We start from the raw sequence: 20658 nt of genomic DNA, 5'->3' as shown, positions 1-20658 counted from the left end.
TTGGGGTGCAGTTCAAATTCTAGTTAGCTTATTTTCTTTTGTAAATGCAATGTTCATATATTATTCACAAAAACACCGTGTTAATAGTGATTAAAATCACAATCTGCATTATAAGATTCAGTTAAACTAAAAACAGTTAAGGAAATAGAGGAGTGGGATACAATGTTAAGTGCAAAAACAATTGAAATCGTAAAGTCAACAGTACCATTATTACAAGAAAAAGGTGTTGAAATTACAACGAGATTCTATCAAATTTTATTTTCGGAACATCCGGAATTGTTGAATATTTTCAACCATACGAATCAGAAAAAGGGAAGACAACAACAAGCGTTAGCGAATGCTGTTTATGCAGCTGCAACGTACATTGATAATTTAGAAGCAATTATTCCAGTTGTAAAACAAATTGGTCATAAGCATAGAAGTTTAGGGATTAAAGCTGAGCATTATCCGATTGTAGGTACATGTTTACTACGTGCCATTAAAGAGGTCGCAGGTGCACCAGATGAAGTTTTAAATGCATGGGGAGAAGCATATGGTGTAATTGCTGATGCATTCATTAGCATTGAAGCAGAGATGTATGAAGAAGCTGCACATAAAGAAGGTGGATGGAAAGACTTCCGCAACTTTGTGATTGTAAAAAAAGTGAAGGAAAGCGATGTTATTACGTCATTTTATTTGAAACCTGAAGATGGAGGGAAAGTTTCTTCATTCATCCCAGGTCAATATGTAACGATTCAAATCAATATTGAAGGTGAGACATATACACATAATCGTCAATACAGTTTATCCGATGCTCCTGGGAAAGAATATTATCGTATTAGTGTAAAAAAAGAAAAAGGTGTAGATACACCAGATGGTAAAGTGTCTAATTACTTACATGAACATGTAAAAGAAGGAGATGTTTTACCAGTAAGTGCACCAGCGGGAGATTTCGTGTTAAATATGGATTCAACATTACCAGTTGTACTAATTAGTGGTGGAGTAGGGATTACACCGATGATGAGTATGTTAAATACGTTAATTGAACAAGATTCAAAACGTAATGTATATTTTGTTCATGCAGCAATAAATAGTAATACACATGCAATGAAAGAACACGTTAAGGCAGTAGAAAATGAATATGAACAAGTTAAAGCATATACTTGTTATTCTGCACCGACTGAAAAAGATTTAGAAATGAAGAACTTTGATAAAGAAGGTTTCATTGAAAGTGAATGGTTAAAAACTATTATTCCGACAACTGAAGCAGAGTTCTATTTCTGTGGTCCAGTAGCATTTATGAAGCATATAAATGCTGCACTAACTGATTTAAGTGTGAAACAAGAGCATATTCATTATGAATTTTTCGGCCCAGCAACAAGCTTACAATAAGCAAAAAAACGAGGTATTTATTTTACCTCGTTTTTTATTTGTTCTCGTAATAAACGGTTTACTGTTTCACGGCGTATACCTATCAGTTGGCCAATTTCGGTTTGTGTTAATATTTCATATATAGGAATGTCACCTAAATATAGGGTGAACCATTCTTGTAAACGATGAAGACGTTCTTTCGGGGAGACGGTTGTCAATTGATCAATTCGTTGTTGCATCATTCTTAATTTAGATTGTAATTGCATAGCAATGTTAGCATACGATTCGGGATTTGCTTGAAGTCTCTCATACCATTCACTACTAGTGATCGGTTCCACTTCTGTTTTTATTAAAGCGATAGCTGTACCGTGATATTCTTTCGGTGAAATTAAAGAATGATGAGGTATCGTTTCACCTGGAACGATAATGTTGAATAAAAATGGTGTTCCGTTTTCTTCTAGCCGAACTACTTTTAATAAGCCTGTTTTTATAAAGTATAAAGGACCGTCCTCGCCTTGACGGAATAGTACATCTCCTTTGTGTAGAATCAATGTTAGCCCCCCATTAATATGTTTCTATTTCTTCTATTTTAGCGTATATGTATATAGACAATATGCTATTTCAACAGCAATTTCATTGACGAAATGTATGCTATTACAGTAGTATACTATTTAGTGTGTAATAGTACTAGCAATGAATACGCTGTAGGGGGTTTAGTATATTGTTAGATGCGATGAGAATGACGGATATGAGAATTCCGGCGAATGCTATCATTCATGTAGAAGAGATGAAAGGTGGAGTCGTTTTATCCGTTGAAGTAGACGGCCAAATTATTTATACGATGGCTTATGATGAAGAAACAGATAGTTATGCTGAATTATATGATCGAAAGGATAAGAGGGCGTGCCAAGTACATGAAGACTTCATGGGATGGTCACTTCTTCACTAAAAAAGATGTCAATATGACATCTTTTTTTATTAAATCGATAGAATATACAAAGAAATGAAATATAAGGATAAAATTTGTAATAATTGATTTTGCATTGTTAGCACTCTGTAACTGCAAGTGAACTATTTTTTCGCTATCATAAAGATAACAGTCGCAGTTATAGGAGTGGTCAACTTGAAGAAAGTACATATTTCAAATTATATGTTATTATGTGTTTGTTTAATTTTATTTGTTCTCCTCGGAGGATTTTTATATTCATGTGTATAAGAAAAACGCATTCTAAAAAGAATACGTTATAAAAGGGAAATAATGATTAATCTAGTTCCAAGAATAATTAACGTAATACGCAATAAATTAATTACGGCGTTACCACTTAGTTTTGTATTAATGTAAGCCCCGATTTTTCCGCCAATCCATGCACCCGGAATCAGGATTAATGCATAAATCCAGCTGACATTTCCAAGTGAGATGTGAGTTGCAGAACTTACAATTGCTGATAGAAATACGATGAACATTGAAGTTGCTACTGCAATATGTGCTGGGAATGCAAAAAGAAGCATCATTGCTGGAACAAGTAAGGCACCGCCACCAATTCCAAATAATCCAGATATAAACCCAACTATAAAAGCGATAAAGATAGCAAGAAACGGTGGGAATTGGTAGTGTACAGTATTTCCATCATTATCTGTAAAAGAACGCTTAATTACAGACGTATTTGAGAGGGAAAGAGGTTTTAATTTGTCTCGAAGCATAAGTAGAATTGAGACGAATATAAGGAAAATCCCAAAGTATAAAGAAAATGTGTCTTGGTTTAAAAATTTATTTGCCCATGATCCGATAATACCACCAGGGCCGCTTCCGATAAATAAAATAAGTCCACTTTTATAATCTACTCGCTTATGCTTCATGTAAGTAAGGGTGGAAGATAGTCCTGTGAAAACGACTGTTACCATAGAAGTCCCTACTGCAAGTTGTGGTGATAAACTGTGTAATCCAATTAATAACGGAACAATAATAATTCCGCCTCCAAGCCCAACTAGGCTGCCGATTGTTCCGGCGATTAGTCCGATGAAAAGTAACATGATGTATTCCAAAATTGCCAACTCCTCTAAATAACTTATCCATCAATTATTATACACGCTTTTTAATGAGAAATAGGCTTGTTCACAAAAAAGTCGTCTTCCTAGAAAAATAAGGAAGACGACTTTTGATTAGAAAACAAAATGTAATAGGTAGTAAAACAGAGCAGCTAAAGAAGCTGAAATAGGAAGTGTAATAACCCATGTAATTAACATACGTTTTGCAGTTCCCCATTTTACCCCTTTCACACGGTGAGAAGCACCAACCCCTAAAATAGAAGAAGAGATAACGTGCGTCGTACTAACCGGTAAGTGAATGAATGTTGCACCGAAAATAACAAGTGATGATGATAAATCGGCAGCTACACCATTTACAGGACGAATTTTCATAATTTGTCCACCGACAGTTTTAATAATTTTCCATCCACCGACAGAAGTACCAAGCCCCATTGCGATAGCACAAGATAATTGTACCCAGAACGGGATATCGCTAGAAGTATGATAGTTATTAGCCATAAGAGCCATCGTAATGATTCCCATTGCTTTTTGTGCATCATTCGTACCGTGTGTGTAGGCTTGTAATGCTGCAGTGAAAATCTGGAATATACGGAAGTTCTTATTCGTTTTTGTTAAGTTAAAGTTTTTAAATACTACTTTAAAAATACTGTATACGATATAACCAATAACGAAAGCGATAATCGGTGAAATGATTAAAGCTTCAATAATTTTAATAAATCCTTTAAGATTTAGCGAGCTAATCCCAGCGGCCGCAATTGCTGCACCTGCGATTGAGCCGATAATTGCATGCGAAGAACTACTTGGAATACCGTAGTACCAAGTAATTAAGTTCCAAGCTATCGCCGCAAGCAAAGCAGCTAAAATTACAAGAGAACCATTTTGTAAGGCGAATGGATCAACGATATCTTTTGTAATCGTTTTTGCTACACCTGTAAATGTCATTGCGCCTAAAAAGTTCATAATAGCCGCCATAATAATGGCATGTCTAGGCTTTAGAGCTTTCGTTGAAACAGCCGTTGCAATAGCGTTTGCTGTATCGTGAAATCCATTGATAAAGTCAAAAGCTAAAGCGCAAATGACTACTAAAACGGTCAGTATCAAGAGTGTATCCATGATCAAACTCCTTACGCGTTCTTCATAATAATTGTTTCTAATACGTTTGCAACGCTTTGACAGCTATCAGCTACTTCTTCAAGCTCTTCGTAAATCTCTTTAAATTGAATAATCTTAATCGGATCTTTTTCACGAGAGAATAAGTTCTTAATCGCATGACGGCGAATATCATCACACTGTGATTCATAATCCTTAATTTTAATCGCATTTGTACGAATGTCGACTAATTTTTTGTTAGACATTAATTCAACAGAGTTTGCAATCTCAATCGCACATTGATTAATTGCTTCTACGAATTTAATCATGTATTCATCAGCTTCTGTAATAGAATACATTTCGAATAGACCAGCACTGTGATCTAATCCGTCTAATACATCATCCATACTCATCGCAAGTTGTAGGATGTCCTCACGCTCAATCGGAGTGATAAACGCTTTGTTTAACTCCATAATGATTTCGTGAATAAATGAGTCACCTTTTGACTCATACTCTTTCATGCGCATAGAAAACTCTTTTAAATCGCTAGCATTTTTAATTTTATACTCCACGAAAAACTGCGCGCCTTCTTTTAAATTTTCGGAAACATTCATTAACATTTCAGAAAATTTATCTTTTTTTGATTTAAAGACCATTATTGTTACCCCCACAAAAGTAATATATGTAAAATATATTGGCTAATCAATTCTAACAAAAAACTGTCGTTTTTTAAAACATTTTATCGAAAAGTTTACAAAAACTTAACATAACTCTCGTTGTTCTATTAATAATATTAATATCCAATAGTGAATATCTTACTTGTAGAATGTCCTTTTCTTGCAAAAAGTATGAATGCAAAAGAAAAGCTTTACACTATAGGAATGACTACGTTATTATAATAAATTTAAAAGGCGGTATATTCTTCCTTTTAAAAAGAAGAGTGTAAATAAATGAAGGAAGTGAACGAATGAAATTGAAGAACACTCATTTTAAAAAAATGCTTGAGTGGTTCAATAAGAGGAAGAAACTTCGTAATTCATTAATTGTATTGGGAAGTGTATTCGTTACTCTATTTATTGCTGTAAATATAATAATTTCCATTCAAGACATATCTGAATTAAAACAAGCTGTTCCACAACCGACTTTAATTTATGATGCAAATAATGAGGTCGCAACTAAATTAGCTTCTTCGAAAACAGAAGGCGTTAAAAGAAAAGATATTCCTGATATTATGGTTCAGGCAATTGTTGCAGTAGAAGATAAGGAATTTTTTAACCATCATGGTATTTATTATAGTGGAATTATAAGTGCGGTTTTTAAAAATATTACAGCAGGAGAAGTTGTAGCAGGGGGAAGTACAATAACACAACAACTTGCGAAAAATGTATTTCTGACACAAGACCGCACATACTCCCGAAAAATAAAGGAATATTTTTTAACGAAAAAAATAGAGCGCACGTATACGAAAGATGAAATCATTGAAATGTATATGAACCAAATTTATTTTGGTGAAGGGGCTTGGGGTATAAAAAGGGCAGCTAAATCTTATTTTGATAAAGATGTAAAAGATTTAACAATTTCAGAAGCTGCAACGATTGCGGGCTTGATTAAAGCACCATCTGCGTATTCACCTTATAAAAACTTTAACAAGTCAATTGAAAGACGTAATGTCGTATTAAGTTTAATGAAAGAGCAAGGGTATATTTCTGACGAACAGTATAATAAAGAAAAAGAGAGCGGACTTGTGTTAAAACGTGGCGTTGATGATAAATACAAGGGAAAATACTCTCAATATGTAGACTATATTGTTAGAGAGGCGATGGAAAAGTACGAATTAACACAAAATGAAATTTTAGCGGGTGGTTATCGTATTTATACAGAGCTTGACCCGAAAAAACAACAGGCTGTAGAAGACGTTGTGAATAATGATAGTTATTTCAAAGATAGTGGCTCAGACCAACTTATGCAAACGGGTGTAGTTCTTATGAACCCAAAAACAGGTGGTGTACCAGCTCTAGTTGGAGGCAGAGGGCCGTATCAGTTTTTACAGTTTAACCATGCAACCCAATTAAAAAGACAACCTGGCTCAACGTTAAAGCCTTTGGCTGTATATGTACCAGCGTTAGAACAAGGATATGAAGTATACGATATATTAAAAGATGAACCATTTAACATTAAAGAATATAAACCACAAAATAGCGATCATACTTTTCACGGTGATGTGACAATGTATGAAGCTGTGGCAAAGTCGTACAATGTTTCAGCTGTGTGGCTATTAGAACAAATTGGATTAGATAAAGGATTGAAATCTTTAGAGCGATTTGGTATCCCATTAGTGCCAGAAGATCGTACGTATCCGATTGCTTTAGGCGGTATGCATGTGGGGACATCTCCATTTGTAATGGCTCAAGCATACAGTACATTCGCAAATGATGGAGTCCAAGTGGAAGCTCATGCAATTAGGGAGGTACAAAATGCTGAAGGTGAAACACTTGGAAAGTGGTATAAGAAAGAGACACGAGTGACGAGCGAGAAAATTTCTCAAAAGATGACATATTTATTAAAAGGTGTTGTCGAAAAGGGAACGGGTGAAAAGGCGAAAGTTAATAATGTTGATACGGCAGGTAAGACAGGAACTACTCAAATTGTAAATGGCCCGAGCACCGGTGCAAAGGATTCATGGTTTGTTGGATACACGCCAGATTTGGTAGGTGCGATTTGGGTAGGATATGATAAAACAGATAGCGATCATTATGTTCCGGGTGGTAGTCAAATTACGACGACAATGTTCCGGGATATTATGAAAAAAGCAAACGCAAATCCAGCTCAAAAAGCATTCCAGTTATCGCTCATATCTGAGGCTGATTATAAAAAACAATTGACTACAATAGAAGAGGAAAAACGAAGAAAAGAAGAAGAGAAGAGAAGGAAAGAAGAGGAACAACAACGAAAACAAGAGCAACAAGAGTGGCTTGATAAAGTGAAAGAATGGATTCCTTCATTTTGGTAAAAGAAAGAGGCGAATAAAAAAATTCGCCTCTTTTTTTGTATGAAAACAAAATAAAATTTTAATCGGTAGAGATTTTTGTCTATCTTAATTAGCTATTAATCCATATCCGTTGAGATACATGATATTACTCATTAAGTACAATATTCGTACTGCCAAAGGATTCGGAATCGTATGTGACGATTATTTTGCCTTTACTAATAGGTTCGTAAGGCAATTCTTCTTCGTAATTACCATTATTTTCATTGTGGATAGAAAGTGTAATTTCATCGATTTTTTTATTTGTATACTGATCTTTAATCGTTTCAGCAATTTGGAGTAACGCCTCGGAACTAGAAGCTTTCGTAATAAGCATTCCTTTTATAACTTTTTTTTCATTATTTGTTGCATTGGAATAAGGGATGTTGCTTTGTTTTGTATACAAAAGTTTGTATGGAACAGTTTTTCTCTCTGCTTTTGATATAGTGGAATATTTTAGAGTTAAAAAAAATCCTACACAGAAAATAATGCATACCATAAGAGCAAACCAAATGCGTATTAGTGACATAACTCTCATTTTCATCCCTCTTTCATATCTTTGACTTCATTATTTATCATACAAAATGAGGATTAAGATAGAGTAAATTTGAGGTAAAGAAACGTAAAGAAGGAGCACTTATCCTCCCAAACAAGTGCACCTTTTTATTAAAAGAGAGATTTAATAGTCAATCAAAATCACATCTATTACTTATAAATGTGCTTAGTCCTCCCAAAATATTTTCGGAAATTGTGGTTAGTAAATTCGGAAGACAGATAGTGTCGCAGTTGTATCGCCCGCAGGTCCTTGTTGAGGCCCTTGAGCACCAGTAGTCCCCGTAGTTCCTCCGCCTAGGCAACCAGATCCATATTGAACTAGAATAGCTTGGCCAAGAGCTTGAAGAAGTCTAACGAATTCTGTAAGTTCGGACTTAGAGATGTTAATGTGACTGCAAGTTCTGACTTCACAACAATCATTACCATAAAATACTTTTCCTTTATTTTTATTGTTCATCTTTTCATTCTTTTCTTTCATAGAATCAATAGTCATTACTATATATTAAAATGAAATTTCTACTAAATCCGTGCTGGACAAACTACCATTTCTAAAAAAATAAGAAATCGGCCCAGCTAGCAAAAAATAAGTAAAATATAGAGAAGGTTTTATATAATGTAAAGAAGAAAAGTTCAACATAAAAACTGCATGTCAATTGTTGAAGGATGTAACAATTGACATGCAGTTCGTGGATTGGATTTTATTTGTATTGATTTAATCTTTCAAGGGCTGTTTTAGGTAAGATTGGAATTGAAATAGTAAAAGTAGTACCATCTTCATTACTAGTCATTTTTAATGTACCGTTATGATTTTGAATAATTTTTTTCGTTACTGACAAGCCCAAACCTGTGCCGGAATCTTTTGTTGAGAAGAATGGATCAAAGATATAGTCTTGAATCGCTGGTGGAATACCAGTCCCATTATCAGTGAAAGTAATACGAACAAAATTATCTAGGCGGTAACTAGTGATTTGGATAGAAAGTTTTTTTTCTCCTTGAGCATCGACAGCGTTCTGGAATAAGTTTAAAAAAACTTGCACAAGTTCATGACGATCAATATGAACTAATATATCATCTAATTCGGTAGAAAAATTATAATCAATTGAAATGTTATGTAAAAAGACTTCGCTAGCTAGTAACTGTTGAATATACTCACGTAAAAATGTATTAATGGGAAAGGGTTCTCTTTTAAATTCACGTGTTTTTGAAAGAGATAAAAATTTTGTAATGATACTATTTGCTCGATCTAATTCAGGAATAAGTAAATTTTTAAATAGTTCTTTATTGGATGGAGAAACACTTTCTTGTAAAAATTGTAAGTATCCTCGTACTGTTGTAAGAGGATTTCGTACTTCGTGTGCAATTCCAGCTGCGATTCGCCCTGCTAACGAAAACTTCTCTGCATCACGTTCTGTATTTAAATAATGAAAGACACTAATAACTCTAAAAATCTCCCCGTTATAATCACGAATAATTCGGTTATTTATAATGCCATAGTTTTTGTCTAAAACTTCTTCATTATATATTTCTGTTCCCGTTTTTAATGTTTCAATCGCTTTAATTTTTTCTTCCGGCAAGTTTAGTAATTGTTGAATCGGTTTTCCGATAATATCATTTCGTATTACACCGAAATCATCTGCAGCAACTTGATTACATAAAGTAATATTCCCTTTATTATCGATAAAGGTTACATGATGTGAAAAGGCATCAAAAATATGTACAAAGTGTTTTTCGAGTTGTTCAAATAAAAATAATGAATCACAAGTAAGTTGAAAATGAGCCTCTTTATTCTCTTTTGGTATTTCTTGAATGGAATGGGTTGTTCTAGTTTTCTTTATTCGTAAACCAATATGTGGATTTTTGTATGTGAAATGATGTGGTAATTGATTCACAAGTTCTTCATAAAAACGTACTTTATTTTCTAGTTCTTCAATTCGTTTTTCATGAGATACAGTAGCATCGTTTGGAAGCATAAATAAATAACCCCTCATTTTAAAAATTCTTCCATATAGTATATCATATTTTTATAAGGATACTCTTAAAGAAAAGGCTACATGATGCAAAGTGTTTGGAAAGTGAATAGAAGATGAAGTTAAAAAGGGAGGGGTATATGTGCTGTTTATTGGATTGACAGGATGGGGAGATCATGATTCTTTATACATAAATCCCTATGAAAATAGAAATAAATTACGAACATACAGCGAGTATTTTCCTATAGTAGAAGTGGATAGCTCATTTTATGCGATGCAACCTGCACGAAACTATACAAAATGGGCAATGGAAACACCGAAAGATTTTTCTTTTATCGTAAAAGCATATCAAGGAATGACAGGACATATGAAAGGTGAAATTCCTTTTTCTACGTTCGATGAGATGTTTGATGTATATAAACAATCTATTCTTCCCTTAATTGAAGCTGGTAAATTAAAAACGATTTTATTTCAATATCCACCATGGTTTGATTGTAAAAAGAAAAATGTAGATTTTCTTCGATATACGAAAGAAAAAATGGAAGGTTTACCATGTGCAATAGAATTTCGAAATCAAACATGGTTTTATCCAGAAATGAGAGATAGGACGTTACAGTTTCTAGAACAAGAGAAATGGATTCATACAATTTGTGATGAACCACAGGCTGGGATAGGTTCTGTGCCACTCGTGTTAGAGGTTACGAATTCAGACATGGCATTAATACGTTTTCACGGTCGAAATGTTCATGGTTGGCTTGATAAAGGGGAAAACTGGAGAGCGGTTCGCTGTTTATATCGCTACAACAATAAAGAACTGGAAGAATGGGTTGAACGATTAGAGCAATTAAAAAAGAAAACAAAGGATATATACGTACTGTTTAACAACAATTCAGGTGGGGATGCAGCAGATAATGCGAAACAGCTTATGAAAATGATGAACATTACATATGGTGAGCCGAAGCCGGAGCAATTAAATTTTTTTGAATGATAATAAACAAGAAAGGCACTGTACAAACAGGGGGAATGTACAGTGCCTTTCTATATGAAAAAGAGGGGTAACAATGTTACTGAGCGTTTGGTTGATTCATCAATTGTTGGCTTCATAATGAATGATAATGGTTATCATTATCATTGTCAATGGTTTTTCTAAAAATATATAAAAAACTTTGTATATTTTAAATAGAGATAAAAAAAGAACAGCATTAATGCTGTTCTTTTCCGTTGACGAATTGTTGTAAATCAAAAGGAGTTATCGCCTGGATAAATTCTTTTGAGATAAGTGTTTGAACGAGAGTGCTCTCAGAGATAGAAGCACCTGTTTTCTTTTCATAAGCTTGTTTTAATAAATCAAGTTTTTCAGCCGTTTCTTTTGGTAATTCAATTGTAAGTGTGTTCATAATTTCTCCCCCTTATTATTAGAGTACCACTACAGTATAGGAGAGACAAGAAAAGAGAATATGAAATATAAAAAAGGTTACCAAATTTTCAAATGGTAACCTTTTTTATGTATAAGAGTTATTAAGCAATACCGATATACTTTAAAGTTTTTGATGGAGTACTGTGATCAAAGAAGTGTTGTAAAAATGCAATATCAACACCTGATTTGTATGCACAATAACCCCAAGTTTTTCGAAGTGTATGTGAGCTAATCCCTTCTAATCCAACTTCTTTTGCAGCTTTGTTTAAAATGTACCATGCATGTTGTCTCGTAATAGATTTTGTTCCTTTTTGAGATTTTAACAATGGTTCATTACGTTTCCAAGTTTTACGTTCTTTCATGTAGTCTTCGATTGCGTGCTGTAAGTCTTCATTTACAGCAAACCATTTATGTTTCTTTACTTTTTCATTGTAAAATAAAATGGAATGGCGAACATTTTCATTTTCATCGATTACATCACTAACTTTTAATTGTAAGATTTCACTTACTTTTAAGCCAGAATTTACAGCTAATACGAATAATAAGCCATCACGTTTCGAAGATTGTAAAAGTATATTTTTGATAGTTTCTAATTGTTTTTCATTTTGAATAGGTTGTCCTGCTTGTTTCATTTCACGCACTCTCCTCTTTTATATGTGTAAAGGAAAGGATTAACTTGTTTCTTACTATAAAGGGAGAGTGTGAATTTCATGTGAACTCCTAGTGAAATTAAGACAAATTATTTGACTTCTTTTACTTTTTGTAAATTGAAATAGAATACAACACTGTTAGTCGTATTATACACACCGTATTCGGCATGATGGAGGTCTAAAATATTTTTTACAATAGATAATCCGAGACCGGTACCTCCAGTGTGACGGCTACGTGATGCATCTAGACGATAGAAGCGATCCCAAATTTTTTCAAGACTTTCTTCAGGGATAGGGTTTCCTGTATTCTCGATTTCGACTTTTACGGTATCTTCTGCTTCTATAATGGAGACTTGTATTTTTTCTCCCTCTGGCGTATAACGGATTGCATTACTTAGTAAGTTCACAACTACTTGCTCAATGCGACTGCGATTTGCTTTAACAAGTATAGAAGGGTCTGCATCGATGTTCACTTGTAAATGTTTTTCTTCCATGCTAAATAATAATTTTGTGTAGACTTGTTGCGTTAATTCACCGATTGAGAACGTCGTCATATCTAGTTTGTAAGTACCAGATTCCAACTTTGCTAATTCTAACATTTCAACAATCAGCCTGTTCATATTTTCTGTTTCTTCTAAAATAACATCAGTATAATACGAAGTATCCTTACTAACACCATCTTTAATTCCTTCTGCAAAACTTCTAATTACACTTAGCGGTGTTTTTAATTCGTGTGATACGCCAGAAATGAATTCTTTTCTTGTTTTTTCTAATTGACGTTCACGTTCAATATCTTGTTGTAACTTTGTATTAGCAACATTTAATCGATCGATTCGATCTTTTAAATTTACAGATAATGTATTGATACTGCCAGAAAGCCCGCCAATTTCATCGTCAGCTGTAACAGGTAATTTCTCGCTGAAATCAAAATTAGCCATTTTTTTTGTAACACGATTTATTTTAATTAATGGCTTAACAATGATTTTTGAGTAGTAGAAGGATAACAAAATAATTACGAGAAACACGATGATTAAGGCATAGACATAATAATCTTTTAAAACGAGCATCGCTTCATTAACAGGCTGCAAAGATGCTATCGCAAAAGCGTATTCTGTAATCCTTCCATTTTCTATAATCGGTTTTACAAAGATACTATTTTTTATATTTTCTCCGCCATCTAATATGAAAGTACTTAATTGGTTCGAGTTAGAAGTTCCCTCTCTAATCATATCTGCAAAATATTGAACGGCTTGTAATGTTTCAATATCATTTGCAAGACGAACCTCCGCTTTGGATGGGAGCTGTAACTTAGTTATAACACCTGTAAAGACGATTCGAGTTGTAGATTTGTATCGGCTTGCAAGTCTGTTCTTAGAAGGGTTACCATTAATTGACTGAAAATCCGAATAGAAATGTTCGTTCTGCCATTGATTATAATTCGTTCCTAATTTTTGTGGTGTGATTATATTATTCTCTTGTACGACTCCATCAACATTGATTATTACATCTTTTTTTAAGCCTAAATTTTCGAATTTATTATATTCTTCTGGTGTTAAAAGATTATTGAGTGGTATGGAATACTGTTTTTCATTTTTGGGATTAATGACATCGATATAGTAATTATTATCACTTTTAATAATGCCGTTGGAATCCAAAAACTGCATATCTGCATTTGTTTTATCATGAAATTCTTGTTTTAGTTTTCTAACCTGCTCATAACTTTTATCACTTTTATCGTAATTATCTACGAATTTTTCAAAAGCAGTTTGGACTGTTTTTACTTTCTTGTTAATATAAAATTTTTCTAAAAATAGAGATTGTCCTAGGAAAAAAAGTAGGAATATGATTGTAAATAAAGTGGATGTTAATAAAAATAGTTTAAAGACGATACTTCTGTTTTTCACTGCGTCACCTCTTATGAGAAATACTGTAAATGATTTCTTTATCCCGTTAAATCCGATTGGTTCAACTAATAATCAGTGGGGGATGGAAAAACCCTCCACTGATTAAAGTTTCACTTCATTATAACAAACGTTACAAGAAAGTAGAGGGGAGAAATCTGTCTCTTTATAAAGTAGTTATTTATAAAAAGTCACATAAAAAGAACTCGCCAGACGTATGACAAGTTCTTTAGTGTATTATTGTTGAATTGCTGCATCTAAAGCGATTTCAATCATTTCGTTAAATGTAGTTTGACGCTCTTCAGATGTTGTTTCTTCGCCAGTGAAGATGTGATCGCTAACTGTTAATACAGATAATGCATTTACACCGTATTTCGCTGCTAATGTGTAAAGAGCAGTTGTTTCCATTTCTACTGCTAATACACCGTAATCTCCAAGTTTTTTAACTATGTCCATGCTTTCACGATAAAACACATCTGCTGTTAAAACGTTACCGACACGAACGTGTAATCCTTTTTCAGTTCCAGCATCATAAGCTTTCTTTAAAAGGTCAAAGTTTGCAGCTGGTGCAAAATCAAATCCTGGGAATGTTAAACGGTTCATATTAGAATCAGTACAAGCCGTCATTGCGATAATAACATCACGAACTTTTACATCTTTTTGAATTGCACCGCAAGTTCCAACGCGAATTAAATTTTTAACTCCGTAGCTTTGGATTAATTCGTTTACATAAATAGAAATAGAAGGAACACCCATACCTGTACCTTGAACAGATACACGTTTTCCTTTATAAGTTCCAGTGAAACCTAACATACCACGCACATTATTATAGCAAGTAACGTCCTCTAGAAATGTTTCAGCGATATATTTTGCACGTAATGGATCACCAGGTAATAGAATAGATTCAGCGATTTCGCCTTGTTTTGCTTCGATATGTACACTCATAAAAAAGTCCTCCTTATAATGTATTGATAGAAATCAATATCATTTGCATTATACACTACGAATCCTTTCAATTAAAATCTTTTTATTATTTGTAATATGTGCAAAATAGGAGGATTTCATAAATCATAATCTAGAATATATATCTTAAGAAGTTTTGTATGAATAGAGACAATAAAAATGGTAGGTGATGTTTTGAAAAATCTTGTCATTGGGCTTATTGCGTTAGTACTTATTGTGGCAGGAGGATTTTACATAAAAAAATATCAAGAAAACGAAGAGACTGTAGGAGATGTTCAGGAAGTAAAGTGGGATGTTTCAAATGGAAAGGGAAATGAGAAAGTAGATATTGTATTTCAGTTGTTAAACAACAAGAATAATGAAATTCGTGGTGTAAATGATCAAATGCGGGCAGTGATTGTAGATGGACAGTTAAAAAACATACAACAAATTAAACCCACATTTGCAGGGAACGGGTCATATAAGTTATCTTCCAAAATAGCAAAAGACGAAGAATATACAATATTTTTATACGAAGACAAAAATAAGTCCGTAGAGTCATTCGCTAGGAAGAATTTTGGTAGAACGAAAGAGGAGAACAATAAGAAAAAAGTGAAATTTCCAATCGACAGTGTACTTACAAAAAAAATAGGAGAGTATGAAGTTTCTCTTTTATTTGGCGCATTACATCCGAATGAACCAGTTACGTTAACATTTCAGTTTCAAGCGAAAAAGGGTGAAAAATTGAAATTGCATTCAGAGAGAGGAGAAGTAGAGTCACTCTATATAGTGGATGAAACGAAGGAGAATTTTTTATACGCTATGCCTGTAGATACGGATGAGCAATTACAATACCGAATTACATTTCCTGCCGAGGGCACGTATAAAATGTGGGGGAATTTCTATATAAATGGTAAGAAGTATGAAAAAGAATTTATTGTACAAGTTCAAAAAAGAAAAAACAGCTAAGAATTTAGCTGTTTTTTCTTTTTCCTATTAATTTTGTTACAGAGAGCATTGTAATTGGTAAAGAATGATTCTTCCTAAATGCTAAATATTTACCGCTCCATGCTGGTTTATATTTTTCTTTAAAATGTCGTAATCCGCTGAAACTATACGTATAACGAACGTTATTAAAGATTGCAGCAGCCACTCGTTCAGACCAGAAAGACTGTGTGGATAAACCAACATTTGAAAGTGGTGCCATACCGATATTAAAGGAGTGGTATTCATTTTCTTTTGCCCACTGGAATAAGTGGATGAAAATTGCGTCCATAATGCCGCTAGGCGCATCTGGATAATATCGCATTAAATCGACAGATAATGATCCGTTTTGATATACAGGCATGAATGTTGTGAATGCAATAATTTTTCCATCCGCATCAGATAATGTTGCGATAGGAGCGCGACTAATATATTCACGATCGAAGTATCCGAGTGAAAAACCTTTCTCTTTTTTTCCACCAAGCCATGCATCTGAAACTTTTCTTAACTCTTCATATAATTCGTCGGAGAAAGATGGCTCATGAATAGAGAATGTATAGCCTTCTCTTTCAAAACGGTTGAAAGTAGCTCGCATGCCAGCGCGTTTCTTTCCTGTTATTGTAAAGGTATTTAAATCAACAACAGCTTCTTCACCAAGCTTAAAGAAGTTATAACCAAAATCGTGGTATAAACTCATCCATTTACTTTCAATTTGATAGAATACACAAATGTATCCAAATCGATCAGCCTCAGCTAAAAACTCTTGCAATACAGTACGATAGGAGGAAGGGTCCCCAATTGGATCACCCAGTACAATAAGTCGTTTTCCAGTTATTGAGAAGAGAATGAGTGCTTTTCCATCACTACTGAAAAAGAACTGTTTATCTCCTAAAAAACCTAAATGACTAAGTACATTTCCACCATGTTCATCTAAGAAGTTTTGTAATCGTTTATCATTAGCTGGTTGCCCGGGAAATTCATTTCGATAACGATTTGCAATGAGTGAACCAATTAGTAAAAAAGTAGGAACAAAAAAGGCAGCTGCTAATGCACTTCGTTTTACTTGTGTAATATTACGAACGACAAAATCAGGTTTGAAAGCTTCTTTTGCACCTGCAAATAAAATACCTAAGTTTTTATATAAATATAACGTTACAAGTAGGAATATAAAAACTTTTACGATATCGGAAAGTGAGACTTCCATTTTCTCACGTACAAACCTTTTACGAAGCATATACAATACAGCGAGTACGATTAATAAAATAAAAGTTTCTTCAACATCAATTCCTTTTAGTGTGTTAAAAATAGCCGCTCCAATTAAAGATACAATCGTCATATAATAAGAACGTTTTGTTCCGTAATATATCCCCCGCGAAAGAATGAGGAGGAGAATACCGAATGTTAGCGATAAGCTAAAAGAAAATTGAATAAGATGTTTTGGAGCTAGAATATGTAAGGCGTGTGCCCGATTTATACTTGTCGGTAGAATGGTTGATAAAATAACCATTAAGCCAGCAAATACTGTTAAAGCAGCAGATGCCCAAGAACCTAACTTTCCTAGAAAGTCACGCTGCAAAGTCCATATAACACCAGTTGTCTCTAATGCAGGCGCAATAAAAGGTTTATCTTCAAACTTTTTAATGGCTACTCCTGTCATTTCAAAAGCTGCAAAAATGAGACCAAGGCAGAAGGGCAAGATGTAATAGACGAGACGATATAATAACATAGCAGGGAGTAAAACACCTGTATCGATGCCGTATTGCCCAAGCCCAGTTAAGAAGACAAGATCAAATGATCCAAGGCCACCAGGAACAAGACTAACGACACCAGCTAAAGCAGCAATAACATATACGCCTAAAAACTTTTGGAATTCGATTTCAATGCCAAATAATAGTAATATGACGTACATAACAATACCAGCAGATACCCATTCGACTAATGAAACTAATGAGTATAAAACAGTTGGGTTTCTCTCCTCTTCTTCTTGTTCCTCTGTTTGCGTCGCTTTTCTATTTTTTAATTTAGAAAATCCGATATATATAGGGACGAAAAGAGCGAAGAAGATAAGAACAGGCCATAGCCATGGTTTTTCATGCAAAATAAATCTCGTGTCTAATATTCCGATAAGACCAAGAAATGAAAGAATGGCTAATCCATTAATAAAGGCAGTTGTCATCCAAGCGATACTTTTAATAAGTTTTCCATTTTCTTTTATATATGGACGATAAAGCATTGTGCGTACGCCGGCTCCAACAAGACCACCAAACCCGATAAATCCATTTAAAGTATTAGCAATCCACGAGATACGGAAAATCTTTTGGACAGGAATGTCAGCTTTTAAGTAACGAAGCATAACATAGTCATAAAAGAACATTGTTGATACAGCGAATGCACCAAGTGTAATTGCTAAAAAGACTCCTCCAGTTGGAATGTTTTTAATTGTATCAATCGCTTCTAAAAAAGAAATGCCCGCTAATTCTTTTTTTGCTTGAAAGAATACAATTGTTAATACAACAAATGGGAAGATAATTTTCCCGATTTGTAAGAAACGTTTCCATGAAAACGACATAAATACAACTCTCCTTGTATAAGAAAACTGAGACAATAATATTATTATGACAAACTTCAAGAAAAATAAAAAGGTAATTTCCTGTATAGGGGAGCTATTTTTTATATAGGTATATTTAAAAGAATGTTTTGTTTATCAGAAAATTAAGTTAGAATAAGGTGAAAGAAGGGTGAGGGGGAGTATATGATTATAAAAGGTTACGTAGGATATGAGTTAGAAAAAGAGAAACCTAATACATCAGAAGATTTTTTTAACAGATCTGAAGTGACATATATATTAAATGGTAAAGAGAAAACTTTTTCGGTTTTATACGTTCGATATTTTGAAGAAGTTTTACAAGAAATTACTCCTTTTGAAGGAAATCCAGTGTATAAAGTAGAAGAACAAAACATATATTTGCGCGATATTGTAGCGATATGTTGTTTAATGAAAGATAAGGAGCTTCGTGCGCAAAAACGTTTGTATTTAAATAATATGGAAGAATTTCAACAATATTTTGATGAGGGAACGGTGTCGAAAGTACAAGAAATATTGGCTGAATTACATAAAAATAAAAGGGTAGAAATAGCGTGAAATGGCAAAGGAGAGAGAAAAAATGTCTAATTTTATGGTTGAAAATCAAACAGAACAAGTTTCTATATTTTTAGAAGATGCTATTAATTTGATAACCAATTATGTAAATTATCATACGTTACCTTCTTTATTAGAGGAAACACCAGCAGGGAATGAGCGATATTATAAAGGGTTATTAGCATCAATGAGACGACTTCTCGTTTTTTGCGAAGAAGGACAGGATGCATGTTTTGTTTTGTTGAATAGCCAGCCATTTCGAAAAACAGCAGCTGAAAAAATTTTATATAAGATTTACCATCAAGTAATTGCAGAGTTTTTTTCACCGAAGAGTGATCATTGGTATGAAAATAGTCGGTCTGCATATACAGGGAAAAATTCTATCGTTTTTCAACAAACACCACCTGCATCTTTAGAGCAAGTGATGAAGAGTTTAGAAGGTAAATTTCAATTGATGCGTGAAGAACTAGAATATTATGAGACGGATTATCAGACAAAGATGTTACACAAATATTGATTGAGGAAAAGAAGCTAAGGTGACTTAGCTTCTTTTCCTTTTGTACAGTTATATAAGGGATTTTCATTGAATATAGTTAAGTGGATAGCATTAGGGAGGTGCAACATGAATCAGCAAGGTGTATTTACAGATTACTTTCATGAAGTAGAAAATTGGTGTGAAAGTGTTCTTCACGTATTAGATAGTCGCGCAATGGAAGTGTATGATGTCCATATGCTTGCTTATAAAATTCAGACGTTATTAGAGCGTATGAAAGAGCATGAGTATGAAACAGATGCAGAGTTTATGTATGAAATAAGCGATGATGTAGAACATATTCAGCATCACTTGCAGGAAGTATTTATGCAAGAAGAAGAGGAATATGAATTATATGAAAGAGGGGATAGTGAACGAGCTGTCCCAATTGGAGGACATACACTCCCGCCATTACCTTATCCATATAATGCGTTAGAACCGTATATTTCTAAAGAAATTATGATGTTACATCATGATAAACATCATCGGAGTTACGTGGAAGGATTAAATAAAGCAGAGAAGATGATGGAAGAAGCGAGAAAAACAAATAAATTTGATTTAATTAAGCATTGGGAAAGGGAAGCGGCTTTTCATGGGTCAGGTCATTACTTACACACGATATTTTGGAATAACATGAAAAAAGACGGTGGTGGAAGTCCAAGAGGAACTTTTTCACAACAAATTGAACAAGATTTTGGGAGCTTTTTACGTTTCCAAAAACATTTTACAGAAGCAGCCTCTAAAGTAGAAGGTTCAGGCTGGGCAATTCTCGTTTGGGTACCCCGGTCTGGAAGGTTAGAAATTTTGCAAAGTACACTTCATCAATTATTTACACAATGGGATACGATACCGCTCCTTGTACTAGATGTCTGGGAACATGCGTATTATTTACAATACCAAAATCGAAAAGATGAATATATTAAAAACTGGTGGAATGTTGTAAATTGGCCTGATGTAGAAAAAAGGTTTGAAACTGCGAAACAAATTGAATGGACACCATATTAGACGCAAATTCTCTGCGTCTTTTTTAATGGAAGTAGAAGGAAGATTTCGTTCATATT

At 33.9% G+C, this 20658-nt stretch carries 20 protein-coding genes; 8 read left to right on the top strand and 12 right to left on the bottom strand.

Going from position 1 to position 20658, the window contains the following annotated elements; genetic code table 11:
• The first annotated feature begins 162 nt into the window (after nucleotides 1-162).
• Nucleotides 163-1371, top strand: coding sequence for an NO-inducible flavohemoprotein (hmpA, locus tag DN401_RS20735; protein ID WP_000947334.1), 1209 nt, complete (start codon nucleotides 163-165; stop codon nucleotides 1369-1371).
• Nucleotides 1372-1388: 17 nt separating this feature from the next.
• Here the strand turns inward: hmpA and DN401_RS20730 are convergent, their stop codons facing one another.
• Nucleotides 1389-1901: a Crp/Fnr family transcriptional regulator gene (locus tag DN401_RS20730; protein ID WP_000600589.1), complete on the bottom strand. Its 513-nt coding sequence runs from the start codon at nucleotides 1899-1901 to the stop codon at nucleotides 1389-1391.
• 170 nt (nucleotides 1902-2071) lie between these two features.
• On the opposite strand from DN401_RS20730, the gene DN401_RS20725 reads away from it, so the two are divergent.
• The gene (locus tag DN401_RS20725) at nucleotides 2072-2299 is read left to right on the top strand and encodes a hypothetical protein (RefSeq protein WP_000883008.1); all 228 of its coding nucleotides are present in this window, start codon (nucleotides 2072-2074) and stop codon (nucleotides 2297-2299) included.
• Nucleotides 2300-2592: 293 nt separating this feature from the next.
• Here the strand turns inward: DN401_RS20725 and DN401_RS20720 are convergent, their stop codons facing one another.
• From DN401_RS20720 to DN401_RS20710, 3 genes are all read right to left on the bottom strand, one after another.
• Nucleotides 2593-3393, bottom strand: coding sequence for a sulfite exporter TauE/SafE family protein (locus DN401_RS20720; protein ID WP_000455748.1), 801 nt, complete (start codon nucleotides 3391-3393; stop codon nucleotides 2593-2595).
• A 117-nt stretch (nucleotides 3394-3510) separates the two neighbouring features.
• A complete protein-coding gene (locus DN401_RS20715; protein ID WP_000380272.1) occupies nucleotides 3511-4509 on the bottom strand; it encodes an inorganic phosphate transporter in 999 nt (332 codons plus the stop codon).
• 11 nt (nucleotides 4510-4520) lie between these two features.
• On the bottom strand, nucleotides 4521-5141 hold the full coding sequence (locus DN401_RS20710; RefSeq protein ID WP_000231449.1) for a DUF47 domain-containing protein: 621 nt from the start codon (nucleotides 5139-5141) through the stop codon (nucleotides 4521-4523).
• Between the two features lie 311 nt (nucleotides 5142-5452).
• Here DN401_RS20710 and DN401_RS20705 point away from each other — a divergent pair, with 311 nt between their 5' ends.
• Complete coding sequence (locus DN401_RS20705; protein ID WP_000769242.1) at nucleotides 5453-7495, top strand: transglycosylase domain-containing protein; 2043 nt, start codon at nucleotides 5453-5455, stop codon at nucleotides 7493-7495.
• Nucleotides 7496-7619: 124 nt separating this feature from the next.
• Here DN401_RS20705 and DN401_RS20700 read toward each other — a convergent pair whose 3' ends face one another.
• The 3 genes from DN401_RS20700 to DN401_RS20690 form a co-directional block, all read right to left on the bottom strand.
• The gene (locus DN401_RS20700; protein ID WP_001265547.1) at nucleotides 7620-8048 is read right to left on the bottom strand and encodes a hypothetical protein; all 429 of its coding nucleotides are present in this window, start codon (nucleotides 8046-8048) and stop codon (nucleotides 7620-7622) included.
• A 216-nt stretch (nucleotides 8049-8264) separates the two neighbouring features.
• Nucleotides 8265-8543, bottom strand: coding sequence for a hypothetical protein (locus tag DN401_RS20695; protein ID WP_033689285.1), 279 nt, complete (start codon nucleotides 8541-8543; stop codon nucleotides 8265-8267).
• A 220-nt stretch (nucleotides 8544-8763) separates the two neighbouring features.
• On the bottom strand, nucleotides 8764-10035 hold the full coding sequence (locus tag DN401_RS20690; protein WP_000937237.1) for an ATP-binding protein: 1272 nt from the start codon (nucleotides 10033-10035) through the stop codon (nucleotides 8764-8766).
• Nucleotides 10036-10174: 139 nt separating this feature from the next.
• Between DN401_RS20690 and DN401_RS20685 the strand changes: the two genes are divergently transcribed.
• The gene (locus DN401_RS20685) at nucleotides 10175-11020 is read left to right on the top strand and encodes a DUF72 domain-containing protein (RefSeq protein WP_000897329.1); all 846 of its coding nucleotides are present in this window, start codon (nucleotides 10175-10177) and stop codon (nucleotides 11018-11020) included.
• Between the two features lie 214 nt (nucleotides 11021-11234).
• Here DN401_RS20685 and DN401_RS20680 read toward each other — a convergent pair whose 3' ends face one another.
• The 4 genes from DN401_RS20680 to deoD all read right to left on the bottom strand — a co-directional run bounded on the left by DN401_RS20680 (nucleotide 11235) and on the right by deoD (nucleotide 14945).
• A complete protein-coding gene (locus DN401_RS20680; protein WP_001094860.1) occupies nucleotides 11235-11429 on the bottom strand; it encodes a DUF3924 domain-containing protein in 195 nt (64 codons plus the stop codon).
• Nucleotides 11430-11550: 121 nt separating this feature from the next.
• Nucleotides 11551-12081: a tyrosine-type recombinase/integrase gene (locus tag DN401_RS20675; protein ID WP_000806236.1), complete on the bottom strand. Its 531-nt coding sequence runs from the start codon at nucleotides 12079-12081 to the stop codon at nucleotides 11551-11553.
• Between the two features lie 107 nt (nucleotides 12082-12188).
• Nucleotides 12189-14003 (bottom strand): sensor histidine kinase, encoded by a 1815-nt coding sequence (locus DN401_RS20670; RefSeq protein ID WP_000797520.1) that lies wholly within the window; start codon nucleotides 14001-14003, stop codon nucleotides 12189-12191.
• A 234-nt stretch (nucleotides 14004-14237) separates the two neighbouring features.
• Entirely contained in the window at nucleotides 14238-14945 is a 708-nt protein-coding gene (gene deoD, locus DN401_RS20665) for a purine-nucleoside phosphorylase (protein ID WP_000110703.1), read from the bottom strand.
• 177 nt (nucleotides 14946-15122) lie between these two features.
• Between deoD and DN401_RS20660 the strand changes: the two genes are divergently transcribed.
• Nucleotides 15123-15911, top strand: a complete 789-nt coding sequence (locus DN401_RS20660; protein ID WP_000232610.1) for a hypothetical protein — start codon at nucleotides 15123-15125, stop codon at nucleotides 15909-15911.
• Between the two features lie 4 nt (nucleotides 15912-15915).
• On the opposite strand, the gene mprF is transcribed toward DN401_RS20660, so the two are convergent.
• Nucleotides 15916-18495, bottom strand: a complete 2580-nt coding sequence (gene mprF, locus DN401_RS20655) for a bifunctional lysylphosphatidylglycerol flippase/synthetase MprF (protein WP_071741184.1) — start codon at nucleotides 18493-18495, stop codon at nucleotides 15916-15918.
• 183 nt (nucleotides 18496-18678) lie between these two features.
• Between mprF and DN401_RS20650 the strand changes: the two genes are divergently transcribed.
• The 3 genes from DN401_RS20650 (at nucleotide 18679) to DN401_RS20640 (ending at nucleotide 20602) form a co-directional block, all read left to right on the top strand.
• Nucleotides 18679-19068 (top strand): hypothetical protein, encoded by a 390-nt coding sequence (locus DN401_RS20650; RefSeq protein ID WP_000584367.1) that lies wholly within the window; start codon nucleotides 18679-18681, stop codon nucleotides 19066-19068.
• A gap of 22 nt (nucleotides 19069-19090) precedes the next feature.
• Entirely contained in the window at nucleotides 19091-19582 is a 492-nt protein-coding gene (locus tag DN401_RS20645; RefSeq protein WP_000064519.1) for a YpuI family protein, read from the top strand.
• Nucleotides 19583-19687: 105 nt separating this feature from the next.
• A complete protein-coding gene (locus DN401_RS20640; RefSeq protein WP_001075741.1) occupies nucleotides 19688-20602 on the top strand; it encodes a superoxide dismutase in 915 nt (304 codons plus the stop codon).
• Nucleotides 20603-20658: the final 56 nt, after the last annotated feature.

Source organism: Bacillus sp. BF2-3 (assembly GCF_008368795.1).
GTDB classification, from domain to species: Bacteria; Bacillota; Bacilli; order Bacillales; family Bacillaceae_G; genus Bacillus_A; species Bacillus_A cereus.
The sequence above is the reverse complement of the archived record's forward strand: the minus strand, read 5'-3'. Positions and strand labels throughout refer to the sequence as shown.